The following is a 16,414-nucleotide window of genomic DNA, read 5'->3' as shown; positions in this document are numbered from 1 at the left end:
CCCCTCGTGCAGCTGTCCGTCGACCCGGCCTCCGCCACTCCCCCGTACGAGCAGATCCGCGCCCAGATCGCCGAGCAGGCCCGCAGCGGCGAGCTGGCCACCGGGCTGCGGCTGCCCACCGTCCGCGCGCTGGCCGAGCGGCTCGGGCTGGCCGCCGGGACGGTCGCCCGCGCCTACCGGGAGCTGGAGGCGGACGGGGTGGTGGAGACCCACGGCCGGCGCGGCACCCTGATCGCCGCGACCGGCGACTCCGCGCACCGGCTGGCCGCCGCGGCGGCCGCCGAGTACGCCGAGCGGGCCCGGCGCCTCGGGGTGCCGGCGGCCGACGCCCTGCGCGTCGTGGACGGCGCGCTGCGGGTGGCGTACCGGGACGACTCCGCGGCGGGCTGAACGGCCCTCAGAGCTGCGGGGCGATCATTCCGGTGGCCGGCGCCCGGGTGGCCGGGGCGGTGGTGCTGACGGGCCCGCCCAGGGCGCTGTGCCTGACCCACTCGCTCCAGGCGATGTTCCAGTCGCCGAAGCCGTTGCCGAACGGCTCCATCGACTTGCCGTGGCTGTTCACCACCGTCACCAGGTCCCCCACCCTGGTGTTCTGGTAGAACCAGCGGGCGTTGTCGGTGCTCATCCCGGTGCAGCCGTGGCTGACGTTCTCCACCCCCTGGGAGCCCACCGACCAGGGCGCGGCGTGCACGTACTCGCCGCTCCAGGTCACCCGGGTGGCCCACTCGACGTCGAGGTCGTAGGACTCCTGGCTGCCGGCCGCTATGCCGATCGTCTCGCCGCTCATCCGGACCTTGCGCTCCTGGCCCAGCACCACCTTGACGCCGTTGCGGGTGTCGAAGCCGGGCTTGCCGGTGGTCACCGGTATCGTCCGGACCGCCTGGCCGTCGCGCTTGAGCGTGAGCTCGTGCGCGGCCGCGTCCACCACCGTCTCCACGCGCTCGCCGATCCGCAGCGCCAGGGCGGCCCGGTCGCCGCCGTACAGGCCGTCGGAGATCAGGCTGCCGGTGGCGTCGAAGGCCAGGCTGACGGTGGTGCCGGTGGGCCAGTAGTCCTCGGGGCGGAAGTGCACGTTCTTGTCGTCCACCCAGTACCAGCCGCCGGTGACGGCGGGCTGCGAGACCACCGTCAGCGCGCGCTCCACCTCCTGGCGGGCCTGCGGGTCCTTGACGGCCTCGGAGAGCTGGACGGTGAGCGGCTGGCCCACGCCGTAGACGCCGCTGCCCGAGGAGTCCGGGCCGAGCTTGGCGGTCAGCAGGTGCTGGGCGGCCAGGGTGGAGAAGCCGGCCGTGGTCTCGCCCCGGCCGCCGCGGCCGTCGTCGGCGGCGATCCGCACCGTGTAGGCGGTGGCGGCCTTGAGCCGGCCGGTGGTCTGCCAGCTGCTCTGGTCGTCCGAGAGCTTCCCGGCGACCACCCGGCCGTCCGGGCCGACCACGGTGACGTCGGTCAGCCGGCTGCCCGGCACCGCGGTCACCGTGAGGGGCTGGGAGGGGTCGGCCCGCTCGGTGGCGGACAGGTGCACCAGCTCCGCGGCGTCGACCCTGCGCACCGTCTCGGCCGTGCCCTCGCCGCCGGAGGTGCAGCCGGCCAACGGGACCAGTACGACGAGGGCCAGCGTGATGCCGCCGAGACCCGCGATTCCGCGTCTGTCGGCCATGACCGCCTCCCGGGGGTTTCGCACGATTGGTCAGATCGTAGGAACCGCGTCCGCCGGAGCGACAACCGAACGGGGCGCCGTTGGGCCGCGGGGGTGAGGCCGTCACTCCGGGGACGCAACAGGGCCGGGCATCCCGTGCGGGATGCCCGGCCCTGTGCCAGGGGAGCCAGTGCCTACTGGTTCTGGTTCTCGCCCCGGTAGAACTCGAAGACCCAACCGAACAGACCGATCAGGATGATCGGCAGCGACCAGAACATCAGCCACCAGCCGAAGATCACGCCGAGGAAGGCGAGCGCGCCGCCGATGGCCAGCGAGAGCGGCTGCCAGCTGTGCGGGGCGAAGAAGCCCAGCTCGCCGGAGTCGTCCGCGACCTCGGCCTCGGGGTTGTCACCCGCGCCGCTGTCCACCCGGCGGGCGGTGAAGGCGAGGTAGTAGCCGATGAAGGCGCACAGGCCGAAGGCGAGGAAGAGCGCGGTGGTGCCCGCGGCCTCGATGCCGTGGTCGGAGCTGTTGGTCCACAGGCCGTAGGTGATCGCCATGGCCAGCACGAAGACCGAAAGGCCCAGGAAGATCTTGCCCTGTTCCTTCATCAGACGTCACCCTCCTTCTTGCCCTTGCCCAGCTGCGGGGCGTCGTACTTCGCGGGGGTCACACCGGCGAGGTGCTTGGCCGGCTCACCGTGGTTCTCCAGGTAGTCCAGCGCGGCGATCTCCGGGTAGTGGAGGTCGAAGGCCGGGGATTCGGAGCGGATCCGGGGCAGGGTGAGGAAGTTGTGCCGCGGCGGCGGGCAGGAGGTCGCCCACTCCAGCGAACGGCCGTAGCCCCACGGGTCGTCGACCTCGATCTTCTCGCCGTACTTGGCGGTCTTCCAGACGTTGTAGAGGAACGGCAGGATCGACAGGCCGAGCAGGAACGAGCCGATGGTCGAGACGGTGTTCAGGGTGGTGAAGCCGTCGGCGGCCAGGTAGTCGGCGTAGCGGCGGGGCATGCCCTCCGCGCCGAGCCAGTGCTGCACCAGGAAGGTGGTGTGGAAGCCGAAGAACAGCGTCCAGAAGGTGATCTTGCCGAGGCGCTCGTCCAGCATCTTGCCGGTCATCTTCGGCCACCAGAAGTGGAAGCCGGCGAACATCGCGAAGACGACGGTGCCGAAGACCACGTAGTGGAAGTGGGCGACGACGAAGTACGAGTCCGAGACGTGGAAGTCGATCGGCGGGGAGGCCAGCAGGACACCGGTCAGACCACCGAAGAGGAAGGTGACCAGGAAGCCGACGGTCCACAGCATCGGGGTCTCGAAGCTGAGCGAGCCCTTCCACATGGTGCCGACCCAGTTGAAGAACTTCACACCGGTCGGGACCGCGATCAGGAAGGTCATGAAGGAGAAGAACGGCAGCAGTACCTGGCCGGTGACGTACATGTGGTGGGCCCACACCGTCACGGACAGGCCGGCGATCGCGATGGTGGCCGCGATCAGGCCGGAGTAGCCGAACATCGGCTTGCGGCTGAAGACCGGGATGATCTCCGACACGATGCCGAAGAACGGCAGCGCGATGATGTAGACCTCGGGGTGGCCGAAGAACCAGAACAGGTGCTGCCAGAGCAGCGCACCGCCGTTGGCCGGGTCGAAGACGTGCGCCCCGAACTTGCGGTCCGCCTCCAGGGCGAACAGCGCGGCGGCCAGGACCGGGAAGGCCAGCAGGATCAGCACCGCGGTCAGCAGGACGTTCCAGGTGAAGATCGACATCCGGAACATCGTCAGGCCGGGGGCCCGCATGCAGATGATCGTGGTGATGAAGTTGACCGCACCCAGGATGGTGCCGAAACCGGAGAAGGCCAGACCCATGATCCACATGTCGGCGCCGATGCCCGGCGAGCGGACCGCGTCCGACAGCGGCGCGTAGGCGAACCAGCCGAAGTCGGCAGCGCCCTGCGGGGTGAGGAAGCCGGCGACCGCGATCAGCGAGCCGAACAGGTAGAGCCAGTAGGCGAACATGTTCAGACGCGGGAACGCGACGTCCGGCGCGCCGATCTGCAGCGGCATGATCCAGTTCGCGAAACCGGCGAAGAGCGGCGTCGCGAACATCAGCAGCATGACCGTGCCGTGCATCGTGAACGCCTGGTTGAACTGCTCGTTCGACAGGATCTGGGTCCCGGGACGAGCCAGCTCGGCGCGCATGACCAGCGCCAGGACGCCGCCGATCAGGAAGAACGCGAACGACGTCGCCAGGTACAGCGTGCCGATCGTCTTGTGGTCAGTGGTGGTGAGCCACTTGATGATGGTGGAACCCGGCTTCCGGGTCCGCTGCGCCCCGACCGTGACGGCCCCGGCGCCCCCGCCGGCCGCGGCGGGCTCGTTGAGGATGGTCACTTCTCTTCACTTCCCATGGTCGTGATGCCGGAGGGCACCGCGCCGGTCTGACCCTTGGCCCGCAGGTCCTTCAGGTGCTGGTCGTACTCGGCACGGTCGACGACCTTCACGTTGAACAGCATGCGCGAGTGGTCGACGCCGCAGAGCTCGGCGCACTTGCCCATGTACTCACCCTTGACGGTCGGGGTGACCTCGAACTTGTTGACCACACCCGGCACGACGTCCATCTTCATCATGAAGTTGATCGGCCAGAAGTCGTGGATCACGTCACGAGAGGTGAGGCGGAACTGCACCGTCTCGTCCACCGGCAGGTACAGCGTCGGCGGCTCGCCGGGGGTACCCACCTCGTACGCGGCCACCTGGCTGGTCGGGTCCGGGTTCTCGGTGTTCTCGTAGTTGAACGCCCAGCTCCACTGGAAGCCCACCACGTTGACGGTGTGCTGCGGCTTCTCGGAGACGGCGGTCAGCTTCGACTCGTCGCGGGCGACGAAGTAGAAGAGGACCGACACGATGATGATCGGGACCGCGGTGTAGAGCGCCTCGATGGGCACGTTGTACCGGGTCTGCGGGGGGACCTGCACGCCGGTGCGGCTGCGCCGGTGGAAGATCACGCTCCAGATGATCAGACCCCACATCAGTACGCCGACCACCAGCGCCGCGATCCAGGAGCCCTGCCACATGTGGAGGACCATCGGCCCTTCCTTGGTGACGGGGCTCGGGAGGCCAAGCCTGGGGAGGTCGTTGGCCGAGCAGCCGGTGGCGGTCGCGATGACGAGGCCCAGTGCCAGCGCCTGAGGCAGCTTCCGCCGCATCGTGCGCCGCGGCGAGCGGTCGGAGCCGTTGGGACTCACGTAGCGCCTTCCCGAAGTCTCGCCCGCCTTCGCGTCGCCCCGGGGAGGTTTCCCCTCCTCGGCGACCCGTCCACGGGCACGGTTTGAATGCTTATGCGGGCCAAACCCTACTCCAGCCTTATGCGCTGCTGACGGGCAGGTCCCGGTAACGCGCCGCCCGAGCACCCGATCAGGCCCGGCAGGGGCTGCGCCGCAGGTCATCCTAGGCATTCGGGGTCCGTACGCCCGATCGGGGGATGACCTCGGACAACGAGTGTGACGCCCTGTCGGACGCGGACGATCCGGACATTCGGGGTGATCGACTGACGGCCGGTGAGGCTTCGCCGGAGCCCGGAACGCACCCGGGAGTGTCGTTAAATGTGACCGTGTACTTCGATGTGGCCTCCACCGCACCGCTCCACCCCGTCGCCCGGCAGGCGCTGACCGCCGCCCTCGACGAGGGGTGGGCCGACCCCGCCCGGCTCTACCGCTCCGGGCGGCAGGCCCGGATGCTGCTCGACGCCGCCCGGGAGACCGTGGCCGAGGTGCTCGGCTGCCGAGCCGACGAGATCTCCTTCACCGCCGGCGGCACCCAGGCCGTCCAGCTCGGCGTGCTGGGCGCGCTGCACGGCAACCGGCGGCGCGGCCGGCACCTGGTGCACTCCGCCGTCGAGCACTCCAGCGTGCTGCACACCGCGGAGCGGCACGAGGCCGCCGGCGGCGAGGTGACCGCCGTGCCGGTGGACCGGCTCGGCCGGGTCGACCCGGCGGTGTTCGCCTCGGCGCTGCGGCCGGACACCGCGCTCGCCGTGCTGCAGTCCGCCAACCACGAGGTGGGCACGGTGCAGCCGGTCGCCGAGGCGGCCGCGCTCTGCGGGGAGGTGCCGCTGCTGGTCGACGCCGCGCAGAGCGCCGGGCGGACGGACCTGCCGGCCGGCTGGTCGCTGCTCGCCGCCAGTGCACACAAGTGGGGCGGGCCGGCCGGGGTCGGGGTGCTCGCGGTGCGCAAGGGCGTGCGGTACGCCTCGCCGCTGCCCGCCGACGAGCGCGAGGGCGGCCGGGTGCCGGGCTTCGTCAACGTCCCGGCGATCGTCGCGGCGGCGGCCTCGCTGCGGGCGGTGCGGGCCGAGGCGGATCGGGAGAACGCCCGGCTGCACGAGCTGGTCGAGCGGATCCGGGCGCGGGTGCCGCGGCTGGTGCCCGAGGTCGAGGTGGTCGGCGACCCGGTGCGGCGGCTGCCGCATCTCGTCACCTTCTCCTGCCTGTACGTGGACGGCGAGGTGCTGCTGGGCGAGCTGGACCGGGCCGGGTTCGCCGTCTCCTCCGGCTCCTCGTGCACCTCCTCCACGCTGACCCCGAGCCATGTGCTGGCGGCGATGGGCGTGCTCACCGAGGGCAACGTCCGGGTCTCGCTGCCGTTCGGCACCGCCGAGGCGGACGTCGAACGGTTCCTCACCGTCCTGCCGGAGGTGGTGGCGGCGGTCCGCGCGCCGCTGGGGCTGGACCTCGCCCTGCCGCCGGCCGCCGGGGAGGCGTCCGGCGGCGAGGTCTCCGGCGGGGCGCTCACCATCGACGCGCTGGGCAAGAAGTGCCCGCTGCCGGTGATCGAGCTGGCGAAGCGGATCGGCGAGGTGCCGGTGGGCGGCACGATCGCGGTGCTGGCCGACGACGAGGCGGCCCGGCTGGACGTCCCGGCCTGGTGCGGGATGCGCGGGCAGGAGTACCTCGGGGAGGCCCCGGCCGCCGGGTACGGCGGCGACCGGGGCTCGGCCTACCTGGTGCGGCGGCTCAGCTGACCAGGTGCGCGCGCAGCTCGGCACCGGCCGCCTCGCCGTAGGCGGCGGTGAAGCGCTGCAGGAAGTCGTGCGGGCGCAGCTCGTACTCCTGGGTGCCGACGGTCTCGATCACCAGGGTGGCGAGCATGCAGCCGAGCTGGGCGGCGCGCTCCAGCTCCAGGTCCCAGGAGAGGCCGGCCAGGAAGCCGGCGCGGAAGGCGTCGCCGACGCCGGTCGGGTCCACCTTGGCGTTCTCCGGGGCGCAGCCGACCACCACCGGGGTCTCGCCCTTGCGGTCGATCCGGACGCCCTTGCTCCCCAGGGTGGTGATCCGGGTGCCGACCCGGGAGAGGATCTCGTCGGAGTCCCAGCCGGTCTTGGACTCGATCAGCGCGGCCTCGTACTCGTTGGTGAAGAGGTAGGCGGCGCCGTCGACGATCTCGCGGATGTCGTGGCCGTCGAGGCGGGCCAGCTGCTGGGACGGGTCGGCGGCGAAGGCGTAGCCGCGGGTGCGGCACTCCTGGGTGTGGCGGACCATCGCCTGCGGGTCGTCGGCGCCGATCAGCACCAGGTCGAGGCCGCCGACGCGGTCGGCGATCGGCTTGAGCTCGATGTTGCGGGCCTCGGCCATGGCGCCGGTGTAGAACGAGGCGATCTGGTTGTGGTCCTCGTCGGTGGTGCACATGAAGCGCGCGGTGTGCCGGGTCTCGGAGATGTGGACGGAGCGGCAGTCCACGTTGTTGCGCTCCAGCCAGCTGCGGTACTCGGCGAAGTCCGCGCCGGCCGCGCCGACCAGGACCGGGCGCAGGCCCAGGACGCCCATGCCGAAGGCGATGTTGGGCGCGACGCCGCCGCGGCGGATGTCGAGGGTGTCGACCAGGAAGGACAGCGACACGGTGTGCAGCTGCTCGGCGACCAGCTGGTCGGCGAACCGGCCGGGGAAGGTCATCAGGTGGTCGGTCGCGATCGAGCCGGCGACGGCGATACGCACGGGGTCTCCTCAGGATGGCGGCGGGGCCATGGGACTACGGGGGTGGAACCCACCCACGGTACCCGGCGCGGGCGGGACACCAGCAAGACCGCAGCCGTGCCGGTGCCCGTCCGCTGTCACCCGTCGTCCCCGAACGTGTACTACCCAGTGGTAGCCCTGGTGGGCTCCGGCCCGCCCGGCCTAGGGTCGCAGGAAGGGGCCCTGCCGGCCCCCGCCCAGGTCCGCGGCGGCGTTGCCGCGGCGACGGTGGATCGGAGTTGATGGCCGATGATGCCCAGTCACCACCCGCTGCGGGTTCCGCCCACCCTGCGCGGCGACGCGGACGGCGAGTCGCTGGAGGCGCTGGTGGATTCCTCGCGCCGGCTGCGCCGGTTCTGGCCGCTGCTGGCGACCGGCCGGCCGGACAGCGCGCCGGCCGGGTCCGGCTTCCGCGTCCCCTCCGGGGCCCAGCGGCTGGTCGCGGGGATGCCCGAGTACGGTCCCTGACCCCGGGGGACCGGTTCCGGGGCCGGAGGGAACCGGAAGCGTCCGGGGCACGTCACATCCGCGCGGTGCGGCCGGAACGGCGCGCCGCCGAACCCTCGGGAGGATGTGCAGATGGACCTGGAGACCATGCCCCGGCGTTCCGGCCGGGCGCGGGCGACGGCACTGGCGGGCCTGGCGCTGGCGGTGGTGACCGTGCTGGCCGGGTGCGGCGGCGGGGCCGCGGCGGATTCGGACGCCGCGCCCTCCGGCCCGGAGCGGGCGCCGGCGAGCGCGTCCGCCGCACCGGACCCGGCGGCCACGACCTCGACCTCGGCCCCGGCGCCGACGTCCGTCCCGTCCGCCCCGGCCGACCCGTCCGCCCCGGCTCCGGTGACCACGCCGCCGGCCGACCCGTCGGCCACCGCCCCGGATCCGCGGCCGGCCGCCACCGGCCCGGCGCTGACGCCGACCCCGGCCCCCACTCCCCCGGGCGCGGGCGGCAACGGCATCGCGGTGGGCGAGCCGGCGCCGAACGGGCCCGGGAACGGCTCGCCGGTGCATCCGGCGGTCACCTACCGGGTGGACGGCACCCGGCTGACGGTCTGGTTCTACGGCGGGGTCTGCCAGCGGTACGCGCTCAAGGCGGACGAGTCCAAGCCGGGCCGGGTGGACATCCGGGTGACCACGGCCGCGCCGGTCCCGGCCGGGCAGGACTGCGTCGCACTCGCCCAGCGGCAGACGGTGGCGGCCGATCTGAAGGAGCCGCTGCGGGGCCGGACGGTGACCGACGCGGCGACCGGCCAGGAGGTGCCGCTGGAGGCCGATCCGAAGATCGGCCCGGACCCGGCGGCCCCGGACGTCCCGGGCGCCCCGTGACGGCGTGACCCGCGCCCGGACACGGCGAAGGCGGCCCCGGTGATCCGGGGCCGCCTTCGCGTCGACGCCTAGTTGAACGAGTCGCCGCAGGCGCAGGAGCCGGTGGCGTTCGGGTTGTCGATCGTGAAGCCCTGCTTCTCGATGGTGTCGACGAAGTCGACGGTGGCGCCGCCCAGGTACGGGGCGCTCATCCGGTCGGTGACGACCTTGACGCCGTCGAAGTCCTTGACCACGTCGCCGTCGAGCGAGCGCTCGTCGAAGAACAGCTGGTAACGCAGGCCGGAGCAGCCGCCCGGCTGGACGGCGACCCGCAGCGCGAGGTCGTCCCGGCCTTCCTGCTCCAGCAGGGCCTTGACCTTGCCCGCGGCGGCATCGGTGAGGAGGATGCCACCCTCTACGGTGGTCTCGTCCTTGACGGTCATCTGCTTACTCCCGGTCTTGACGACGGTCTGCCGCCAGTGCCAACCGACGGCCGCCCGGTTTCATTTCCCGGACGGCTGGATGATTTCGGAGGCCTCGTGACGGCGTGATTCCGTGGGCCGGGCGTGCACCCGCTCCCTCTACGCTCCCCATGCTCGCACACCGGCGGACACCGGTCACCGCCCGAGCGGACCGATCGGGGCGAACCGGCCACGCGGCGGCGCCCGGACGGCCAGGATGGTGGGCATGATCCTGCGCCCGGTCCAGGACACCGCCGCCGACGCGGAGGCCGTCCAGTCGCTCGCCCGTGCCGCGTTCGCCTCGCTCCCCGACGCCCCGGCCGTGACCGGCCCGCCCCGGCCCTCCGTCTACCAGCTGGCCCGGACCAGACACCTGGCGCGCACCGATCCGCAGGGCTGCTGGATCGCCGAGCTCGACGGCGAGCCGGTCGGCGCGGTGCTGGCGCTGCGCCGCGAGGGCGTCTGGGTGCTGGCGCTGCTGGTGGTGGTGCCGCAGATGCAGGGCAAGGGGGTGGGCCGGCTGCTGCTGGAGCGGGCGCTCGCGTACGGGCGCGGCTGCCTGCGCGGGATGCTGTGCGCCTCGCCGTCCCCGGCGGCCGTGCGCCGCTACCGGCTGGCCGGCTTCACCCTGTACCCGGCGATGCAGCTGACCGGGCGGGTGGACCGGTCCGGGCTGGTCGATCCGGGGGACATCCCGGTGCACCGGGGCAACGCGACGCACCTGCACCTGCTGGACTCGGTGGACCGGCGGCTGCGCGGCTCCGCGCACGGGCCGGACCACGAGCTGCTGACCGCCCACTGCGAGGAGCTGCTGATCGCGGACTCGCTGGCGGGCAGCGGCTACTGCTACCGGGACGGCGGCGAGGTGAAGCTGCTGGCGGCCACCTCCAAGCGGATCGCCACCCGGCTGCTGCGCGAGGCGCTGGCCCGGGTGCCGGAGGGGGTGGAGGCGCGGGTGGAGGCGCTGACCGCGGAGCAGGAGTGGGCGCTGGACGTCGGGCTCGAAGTGGGGCTGACCGTGGAGACCCGCGGCTACCTGGGCCTGCGCGGGATGCGCCCGCCGGCGCCGTACGTGCCGAACGGCGGGCTGCTGTAGCCCGCGCGAGCCCCCGCGCGGGCCCCTCCCGACGACGGACCCCCGCCGGGCCGGGGCCGGGCGGGGGCCGGTCGTCGCGGGTGGATCACACCATGGTGTCGAGGATCTCGCGGACCATCTCCATGGTGGTGCCCGGGTGCAGGAAGGCGAAGCGGGCGACGGTCTCGCCGTCCCAGCCGGTCGGGGTGACGAAGCCGATCTGGTCCGCGAGCAGCTGCTGCGACCAGCGGTAGTAGTCGTCGTTGGTCCAGCCCGTGCGCTTGAAGCAGACCGCGGAGAGCTGCGGGTCGAACAGCAGCTCCAGGTGGTCGGTGTCGCGGATCAGCTGCGCGGTCTCCCGGGCGAGCGTGAGGCCGGCCTCGATGGCGTCGGTGTAGGCCTGGACGCCGTTCACCGCGAGCGAGAACCAGAGCGGCAGGCCGCGGGCGCGCCGGGTCAGGTGGTAGGCGTAGTCGGTGGGGTTCCACTCGTCGCCCTCGGTGTGCAGGACGTCCAGGTAGGAGGCGTCCTGGGTGTGCACGGCGCGGGCGAGCTGGGGGTTGCGGTAGATCAGCGCGGCGCAGTCGAACGGCGCGAAGAGCCACTTGTGCGGGTCGACGACGAAGGAGTCGGCGTGCTCGATGCCGTTGTAGCGCTCCCGGACGGAGGGGGCGAACAGGCCCGCGCCGCCGTAGGCGCCGTCGACGTGGAACCAGAGGTCGCGCTCGCGGGCGACCTCGGCCAGGCCCTGGAGGTCGTCGACGATGCCCTCGTTGGTGGTGCCGGCGGTGCCGACGACGGCGATGACGGTCTCCGGGTTCGGGTCGGCGGCCAGCGCGGCGCGCAGCGCCTCGCCGGTGAAGCGGCGGTCCACGGTCGGCACCTTGAACGCCTCGACGCCGATGATGTTGAAGGTGTTCTTGACCGAGGAGTGCACCTGGTCGGCGACCGCGATCCGCAGCCGGGCCTCCGGCCCGACGCCCAGCCGGCGGCGGGCGGTGTCGCGGGCGACCACCAGCGCGGAGAGGTTGCCGGCCGAGCCGCCGGAGACGAAGACGCCGCCGGCCGAGTCCGGCAGGCCCGCGCGGTCCGCTATCAGCCGCAGCACCTGGTTCTCGGCGGCGATCGCGCCGGCCGCCTCCAGCCAGGAGATGCCCTGGAGCGAGGCGCAGGAGACGACCATGTCGAACAGCAGCGCGGCCTTGGTGGGGGCGCACGGGATGAAGGACAGGTAGCGCGGGCTGTCGGCGGAGATCACCGCGCGCGACAGCTCGTGGTCGTAGAGCTTGAGCACGTCGGCCGGGCTGTTGCCGTCCTGGTTGAGCAGGCCGGACAGCTGGGCACGCAGGTGCTCGCCGTCGCCGGGGTGGTCGAGCGGGACGGGGTCGTACTGCAGCCGCTCGCGCATGTAGTCGAAAACCAGGTCGACCAGGTCGCTGTCGGGCCGGTGCATGCGGTCGGGGGCTGCGGACACGGGTGTCCCTCTCGGCTGTGGGGTGTCGGGGAGGGTCCGGCGGGGCGGGGGGTTGGCACCGCACGGCCGGACATGATCAGCGTAGGCAGCGACGGGCCCCGCCCGCGCGTCGGAACGCGGCCGGTCGGGCAGCTTTCCGGCGTCTTCGGCGGGCCGCGCGCAGGATTCCTGCGCGGGCCCCCGGCGGGGTCAGCCGATGAGCTGGGAGAGGACGACGGAGGAGCGGCTGCGCTGGACGCCGGGCTCGCGGCGGATGCGTTCGATGACCGCCTCCAGGTGCCGCATGTCGGCGGCCCGCAGGTGGACCAGCGCGTCCGGGTCGCCGGTGACCGTCCAGGCGGCGATCACCTCGGGGAACTGCCGCAGGCTCGCGAGGATCTCCTCGGGGGCGGTCCGCTCACGGCAGTAGACCTCGACGAAGGCCTCGGTCTGCCAGCCGAGCACCGAGGGGTCGAGCACCACGGTGAAGCCGCGGACCACCCCCCGCGCGCGCAGCCGGTCGATCCGGCGGCGCACGGCGGTGGCGGAGAGGTTCACCTGGACGCCGATCTCCGCGTAGGAGGCGCGGCCGTCCCCGGCCAGCCGGGCGAGGAGGAGGCGGTCGGTCTCGTCCAGGGAGGCCCCGACCGTCTCGTGCGCTCGGCTGCTGGTCATCGGTGCGGGGCTCCACGGGTCGTGCGGCGTCGGGGTCGGGGTCGGTGGCGGGGCGGGACCGCGGCGGCCCGCCGAAACGGTTCGGCACCCATTCTGGCGGATGTCAGGAGTGAGTCCACCTCTGACGGATGACGGGACGGGGCCGGGACGGGGGCCGGGGCTCAGCCGGTGAGGAGGACGATCTTGCCCCGGGTGCGCCCCTCCGCCACCAGCGCCTGCGCCGAGGCGGCCTGGGCGAGCGGGAAGGTGGAGGCGACGGTCACCGTCAGCCGGCCGTCGTCGGCGAGCGCGGCCAGCTCGGCCAGCCCGGCGGCGTCCGGCCGGACCCAGACGTACCGGCCGCCGAGCGCCCTGACCCCGAAGTCGGCGACCGAGGCGATCCGCGCCGGGTCGGCGACCAGTCCGGCCGAGAGCGCGACGGCGTCGCCGCCGACCAGGTCCAGCGCGGCGTCCACCCCCCGGGGGGCGAGCGCCCGGACCCGGTCGGCCAGGCCCTCGCCGTGACGGACCGGCTCGGCGCCCAGCGAGCGCAGGTAGTCGTGGTTGCGCTCGCCGGCGGTGCCGATCACCCGGGCGCCGAAGGCCCTGGCCAGCTGGACGGCGAGGTGGCCGACCCCGCCGGCGGCGGCGTGCACCAGCACGGTGTCCCCGGCGCCCGCGCCCACCGCCCGCAGCGACTGGAGGGCGGTGAGCCCGGCCAGCGGCAGCCCGCCGGCCTGCGCCCAGTCCAGCGCGGCCGGCTTGCGGGCCAGGGTGCGGACCGGCGCGGCGACCAGCTCCGCGTAGGTGCCGTGCTCCACCGCGTCCTTGCGCACGTAGCCGTAGACCTCGTCGCCCGGGGCGAACTCGGTGACGCCGCCGCCCACCGCGCGCACCACCCCCGCGGCGTCCCAGCCCATCACCAGCGGGAAGTGCGCGTCGAGCAGGCCGTCGAGCCGCCCCTCCCGCACCTTCCAGTCGACCGGGTTCACCCCGGCCGCCCTAACCTGCACCAGGACCGAGTCCGGGCCGACCTTCGGATCGGGCAGGTCGGTGTACTCGACCACCTCGGGGCCGCCGTAGCGGTGGATCGCGATTGCCTTCATGGGACCAGCGAAACCCGGACCGGCCGGGATCCCGTTTCGGCCACGCCGCAGGAGGCCGGGAAGGCTCCGAACCGGCGAGCGGTTCTCGTCACATCGACAGGATGGCCATCGTCACTCTGACGCTAACCGGTTATCATAGATTGCGTCAGATAGACGAAAAGGCTTCACCGCTTGATCGGCCGCACAGAAGGGCACCCGCCCGTGACCACCACCATCACCGAGACCTACGGCGTCGACCCCACCCCGACGCCGCTCGCTCTGCTGCTGCTCGGCCGTGAGGCCGACCCGAACAGCGAGCGCGGCGTCGAGTGCCCCGGCGACCTCCCCCCGGCCTCCGACCCGGACCTCGTCGAGCGCGCCCGGGCGGCCAAGGCCGCGCTCGGCGACCGCGTCTTCATCCTGGGCCACCACTACCAGCGCGACGAGGTGATCGAGTTCGCCGACGTCACCGGCGACTCCTTCAAGCTTGCCCGCGACGCGGCCGCCCGCCCGGAGGCCGAGTACATCGTCTTCTGCGGTGTGCATTTCATGGCCGAGTCGGCCGACATCCTCACCGGCGACGCCCAGAAGGTCGTCCTTCCGGACCTCGCGGCCGGCTGTTCGATGGCCGACATGGCCACCGCCGAGCAGGTCGCCGAGTGCTGGGACGTGCTGACCGACGCCGGCATAGCCGATGTCACCGTCCCGGTCTCGTACATGAACTCCTCCGCCGACATCAAGGCCTTCACCGGCCGGCACGGCGGCACCATCTGCACCTCCTCCAACGCCCGGCGGGCGCTGGAGTGGGCCTTCGAGCAGGGCAGCAAGGTGCTGTTCCTGCCCGACCAGCACCTCGGCCGCAACACCGCCGTGCGCGACATGGGCCTCTCGCTGGACGACTGCGTCGTCTACAACCCGCACAAGCCGAACGGCGGCCTGACCGCCGAGCAGCTGCGGGACGCGAAGATGATCCTGTGGCGCGGCCACTGCTCGGTGCACGGCCGGTTCACCCTGGACTCGGTGAACGACGTGCGCGAGCGGATCCCCGGCGTCACCGTCCTGGTGCACCCGGAGTGCCGGCACGAGGTCGTCGCGGCCGCCGACATGGTGGGCTCGACCGAGTACATCATCAAGGCGCTGGACGCCGCCGAGCCCGGCTCCACGTGGGCCATCGGCACCGAACTGAACCTGGTCCGCCGGCTCGCCAAGGCGCACCCGGACAAGGAGATCGTCTTCCTGGACCGGGCGGTCTGCTTCTGCTCGACCATGAACCGGATCGACCTGCCGCACCTGGTCTGGGCCCTGGAGTCGCTGGTCGAGGGCCGGGTGCCGAACGTGATCACCGTCGACCCGGAGACCGAGAAGTACGCCAAGGCGGCGCTGGACCGGATGCTGGCCCTGCCGTAGCGGCCCGCCGCGCGGGCGGCACGGACGACCAAGGGCGGGCCCCCTCCCCGGTGGGAGGGGGCCCGCCCTCGTGTCTGGCCGAGACGGCGGCTACTCGGGAACTCCCGGGATGAGGCCGTCACCCTCGGACCGCAGCAGTTCGCGGACCTGGTCGATGGTGGCCTCGGCGTCCGGCAGGATCAGGTCGGACGGCTCCAGCGAGTCGTCCGCCAGCGGGGTGCCGAACTCCTTCACGGCGCCGAGCAGCTCGCCGAGCGCCCGGCGGAAGTGTTCCTCGTCCCCCGACTCCAGTGCGGTGAGGAGTTCGTCGTCCAGCTCGTTGAGCCGGTTCAGATGGGTCTCGCCCACCTCGAACTGCCCCTCACCCATGACCCTCATGATCATGCCGTCCGTCTCCCTGTTCCTGGGGATCTCGCGCGGTGGTGCTCCGGAACGGAGCCGGGATCACTTGTTGTAGTTGATCCTCGGGGTGTCCTGCTGCTGCTGCGGTGCGGCGTCCTGCGGACGGCCCTGCTCGATCGCCTGCGGGCCGGAGGCCGGGGAGCCGCCGGTCAGCTCGGCCTTCATGCGGGCGAGCTCCAGCTCGACGTCCGAACCGCCGGCCACCCGCTCCAGCTCGGCCTCGATGTCGTCCTTGCGGCCGAGGCCGCTGGCGTCGTCCAGCGCGCCGGAGGCCAGCAGCTCGTCGATCGCGCCGGCCCGGGCCTGCATCTGCGCGGTCTTGTCCTCGGCCCGCTGGATCGCGAGACCGACGTCGCCCATCTCCTCCGAGATGCCGGAGAAGGACTCGGCGATCCGGGTCTGCGCCTGGGCCGCGGTGTAGGTGGCCTTGATGGTCTCCTTCTTGGTGCGGAAGGCGTCGACCTTGGCCTGCAGCCGCTGGGAGGCGAGCGTGAGCTTCTCCTCCTCGGCCTGGAGCTGCTGGTACTGCACCTGCAGGTCGTTGATCTGGGACTGCATGTTCGACTTGCGGGTCAGGGCCTCGCGGGCGAGGTCCTCCCGGCCGAGCGAGAGCGCCTTGCGGCCCTGGTCCTCGTACTTCGCCGACTGCTGCTGCAGCTGGGTCAGCTGGAGCTCCAGACGCTTGCGCGAGGTGGCCACGTCCGCGACGCCGCGCCGCACCTTCTGCAGCAGCTCCAGCTGCTTCTGGTACGAATAATCCAGCGTCTCACGCGGGTCTTCCGCCCGGTCCAGGGCCTTGTTCGCCTTGGAGCGGAAGATCAGCCCCATACGCTTCATGATTCCGTCGCTCATGGGCCTGGGTGCCCCCTTCTCCGGCCTGCGGTCTCTGTCTCGTTACCAGACACGACGAGTGTATGTGCAGCGAGCGCGTCGCCGCAG

General features: G+C 72.5%; 17 protein-coding genes. 6 read left to right on the top strand and 11 right to left on the bottom strand.

The features are described 5' to 3' along the window. Window positions 1-6 precede the first annotated feature (6 nt). Window positions 7-390: a GntR family transcriptional regulator gene (locus tag ACFVVL_RS10755; RefSeq protein ID WP_380294393.1), complete on the top strand. Its 384-nt coding sequence runs from the start codon at window positions 7-9 to the stop codon at window positions 388-390. 7 nt (window positions 391-397) lie between these two features. Here the strand turns inward: ACFVVL_RS10755 and ACFVVL_RS10750 are convergent, their stop codons facing one another. From ACFVVL_RS10750 to coxB, 4 genes are all read right to left on the bottom strand, one after another. Next, complete coding sequence (locus tag ACFVVL_RS10750) at window positions 398-1,657, bottom strand: Ig-like domain-containing protein (RefSeq protein ID WP_380294394.1); 1,260 nt, start codon at window positions 1,655-1,657, stop codon at window positions 398-400. Between the two features lie 173 nt (window positions 1,658-1,830). Further along, the gene (locus ACFVVL_RS10745; RefSeq protein ID WP_350549522.1) at window positions 1,831-2,247 is read right to left on the bottom strand and encodes a cytochrome c oxidase subunit 4; all 417 of its coding nucleotides are present in this window, start codon (window positions 2,245-2,247) and stop codon (window positions 1,831-1,833) included. Further along, entirely contained in the window at window positions 2,247-4,022 is a 1,776-nt protein-coding gene (gene ctaD, locus ACFVVL_RS10740) for a cytochrome c oxidase subunit I (protein WP_380294395.1), read from the bottom strand. Before ctaD ends, ACFVVL_RS10745 begins: the two co-directional genes overlap by 1 nt. Next, window positions 4,019-4,873, bottom strand: a complete 855-nt coding sequence (gene coxB / locus ACFVVL_RS10735; RefSeq protein WP_380294396.1) for a cytochrome c oxidase subunit II — start codon at window positions 4,871-4,873, stop codon at window positions 4,019-4,021. The genes ctaD and coxB overlap by 4 nt, the downstream gene beginning before the upstream one ends. 365 nt (window positions 4,874-5,238) lie before the next feature. On the opposite strand from coxB, the gene ACFVVL_RS10730 reads away from it, so the two are divergent. After that, window positions 5,239-6,648 (top strand): cysteine desulfurase/sulfurtransferase TusA family protein, encoded by a 1,410-nt coding sequence (locus ACFVVL_RS10730; RefSeq protein WP_387673261.1) that lies wholly within the window; start codon window positions 5,239-5,241, stop codon window positions 6,646-6,648. Here the strand turns inward: ACFVVL_RS10730 and ACFVVL_RS10725 are convergent. Next, a complete protein-coding gene (locus tag ACFVVL_RS10725) occupies window positions 6,641-7,618 on the bottom strand; it encodes a carbohydrate kinase family protein (RefSeq protein WP_380294398.1) in 978 nt (325 codons plus the stop codon). The two genes, ACFVVL_RS10730 and ACFVVL_RS10725, sit on opposite strands and share 8 nt — an antisense overlap. A 267-nt stretch (window positions 7,619-7,885) precedes the next feature. Here ACFVVL_RS10725 and ACFVVL_RS10720 point away from each other — a divergent pair, with 267 nt between their 5' ends. Continuing rightward, entirely contained in the window at window positions 7,886-8,104 is a 219-nt protein-coding gene (locus ACFVVL_RS10720; protein WP_387673258.1) for a hypothetical protein, read from the top strand. A gap of 111 nt (window positions 8,105-8,215) precedes the next feature. Next, window positions 8,216-8,959, top strand: coding sequence for a hypothetical protein (locus ACFVVL_RS10715; protein WP_387673255.1), 744 nt, complete (start codon window positions 8,216-8,218; stop codon window positions 8,957-8,959). A 68-nt stretch (window positions 8,960-9,027) separates the two neighbouring features. On the opposite strand, the gene ACFVVL_RS10710 is transcribed toward ACFVVL_RS10715, so the two are convergent. Next, window positions 9,028-9,381, bottom strand: coding sequence for a HesB/IscA family protein (locus ACFVVL_RS10710; RefSeq protein ID WP_387673253.1), 354 nt, complete (start codon window positions 9,379-9,381; stop codon window positions 9,028-9,030). Window positions 9,382-9,625: 244 nt separating this feature from the next. Here ACFVVL_RS10710 and ACFVVL_RS10705 point away from each other — a divergent pair, with 244 nt between their 5' ends. After that, window positions 9,626-10,495 carry a GNAT family N-acetyltransferase gene (locus ACFVVL_RS10705; protein WP_380298621.1) on the top strand — a complete coding sequence of 290 codons (870 nt, stop codon included), beginning with the start codon at window positions 9,626-9,628 and terminating at the stop codon, window positions 10,493-10,495. 85 nt (window positions 10,496-10,580) lie between these two features. Here the strand turns inward: ACFVVL_RS10705 and ACFVVL_RS10700 are convergent, their stop codons facing one another. From ACFVVL_RS10700 to ACFVVL_RS10690, 3 genes are all read right to left on the bottom strand, one after another. Further along, window positions 10,581-11,948 (bottom strand): pyridoxal phosphate-dependent decarboxylase family protein, encoded by a 1,368-nt coding sequence (locus ACFVVL_RS10700; protein WP_387673251.1) that lies wholly within the window; start codon window positions 11,946-11,948, stop codon window positions 10,581-10,583. 189 nt (window positions 11,949-12,137) lie between these two features. Beyond that, window positions 12,138-12,602, bottom strand: a complete 465-nt coding sequence (locus tag ACFVVL_RS10695) for an Lrp/AsnC family transcriptional regulator (protein ID WP_380295808.1) — start codon at window positions 12,600-12,602, stop codon at window positions 12,138-12,140. Window positions 12,603-12,763: 161 nt separating this feature from the next. Then, entirely contained in the window at window positions 12,764-13,687 is a 924-nt protein-coding gene (locus ACFVVL_RS10690) for an NADP-dependent oxidoreductase (RefSeq protein WP_380295810.1), read from the bottom strand. A gap of 201 nt (window positions 13,688-13,888) precedes the next feature. On the opposite strand from ACFVVL_RS10690, the gene nadA reads away from it, so the two are divergent. After that, on the top strand, window positions 13,889-15,073 hold the full coding sequence (gene nadA, locus ACFVVL_RS10685; protein ID WP_380295812.1) for a quinolinate synthase NadA: 1,185 nt from the start codon (window positions 13,889-13,891) through the stop codon (window positions 15,071-15,073). A gap of 90 nt (window positions 15,074-15,163) precedes the next feature. Here the strand turns inward: nadA and ACFVVL_RS10680 are convergent, their stop codons facing one another. Together ACFVVL_RS10680 and ACFVVL_RS10675 are read right to left on the bottom strand one after the other, a co-directional pair. Continuing rightward, entirely contained in the window at window positions 15,164-15,457 is a 294-nt protein-coding gene (locus tag ACFVVL_RS10680; protein ID WP_380295814.1) for a hypothetical protein, read from the bottom strand. 60 nt (window positions 15,458-15,517) lie between these two features. Further along, complete coding sequence (locus ACFVVL_RS10675) at window positions 15,518-16,327, bottom strand: PspA/IM30 family protein (protein ID WP_387673247.1); 810 nt, start codon at window positions 16,325-16,327, stop codon at window positions 15,518-15,520. Window positions 16,328-16,414: the final 87 nt, after the last annotated feature.

Source organism: Kitasatospora sp. NPDC058115, assembly GCF_042884635.1.
Lineage (GTDB): Bacteria > Actinomycetota > Actinomycetes > Streptomycetales > Streptomycetaceae > Kitasatospora.
This window is presented reverse-complemented; position numbering and strand designations above follow the sequence as displayed.

Coding starts and splice junctions, on each gene's coding strand:
- ACFVVL_RS10750 (WP_380294394.1), bottom strand. CDS start 1,657: ATGGCCGACAGACGCGGAATCGCGGGTCTCGGCGGCATCACGCTGGCC.
- ACFVVL_RS10745 (WP_350549522.1), bottom strand. CDS start 2,247: ATGAAGGAACAGGGCAAGATCTTCCTGGGCCTTTCGGTCTTCGTGCTG.
- ACFVVL_RS10720 (WP_387673258.1), top strand. CDS start 7,886: ATGATGCCCAGTCACCACCCGCTGCGGGTTCCGCCCACCCTGCGCGGC.
- ACFVVL_RS10715 (WP_387673255.1), top strand. CDS start 8,216: ATGGACCTGGAGACCATGCCCCGGCGTTCCGGCCGGGCGCGGGCGACG.
- ACFVVL_RS10710 (WP_387673253.1), bottom strand. CDS start 9,381: ATGACCGTCAAGGACGAGACCACCGTAGAGGGTGGCATCCTCCTCACC.
- ACFVVL_RS10705 (WP_380298621.1), top strand. CDS start 9,626: ATGATCCTGCGCCCGGTCCAGGACACCGCCGCCGACGCGGAGGCCGTC.
- ACFVVL_RS10695 (WP_380295808.1), bottom strand. CDS start 12,602: ATGACCAGCAGCCGAGCGCACGAGACGGTCGGGGCCTCCCTGGACGAG.
- ACFVVL_RS10690 (WP_380295810.1), bottom strand. CDS start 13,687: ATGAAGGCAATCGCGATCCACCGCTACGGCGGCCCCGAGGTGGTCGAG.
- ACFVVL_RS10680 (WP_380295814.1), bottom strand. CDS start 15,457: ATGATCATGAGGGTCATGGGTGAGGGGCAGTTCGAGGTGGGCGAGACC.
- ACFVVL_RS10675 (WP_387673247.1), bottom strand. CDS start 16,327: ATGAGCGACGGAATCATGAAGCGTATGGGGCTGATCTTCCGCTCCAAG.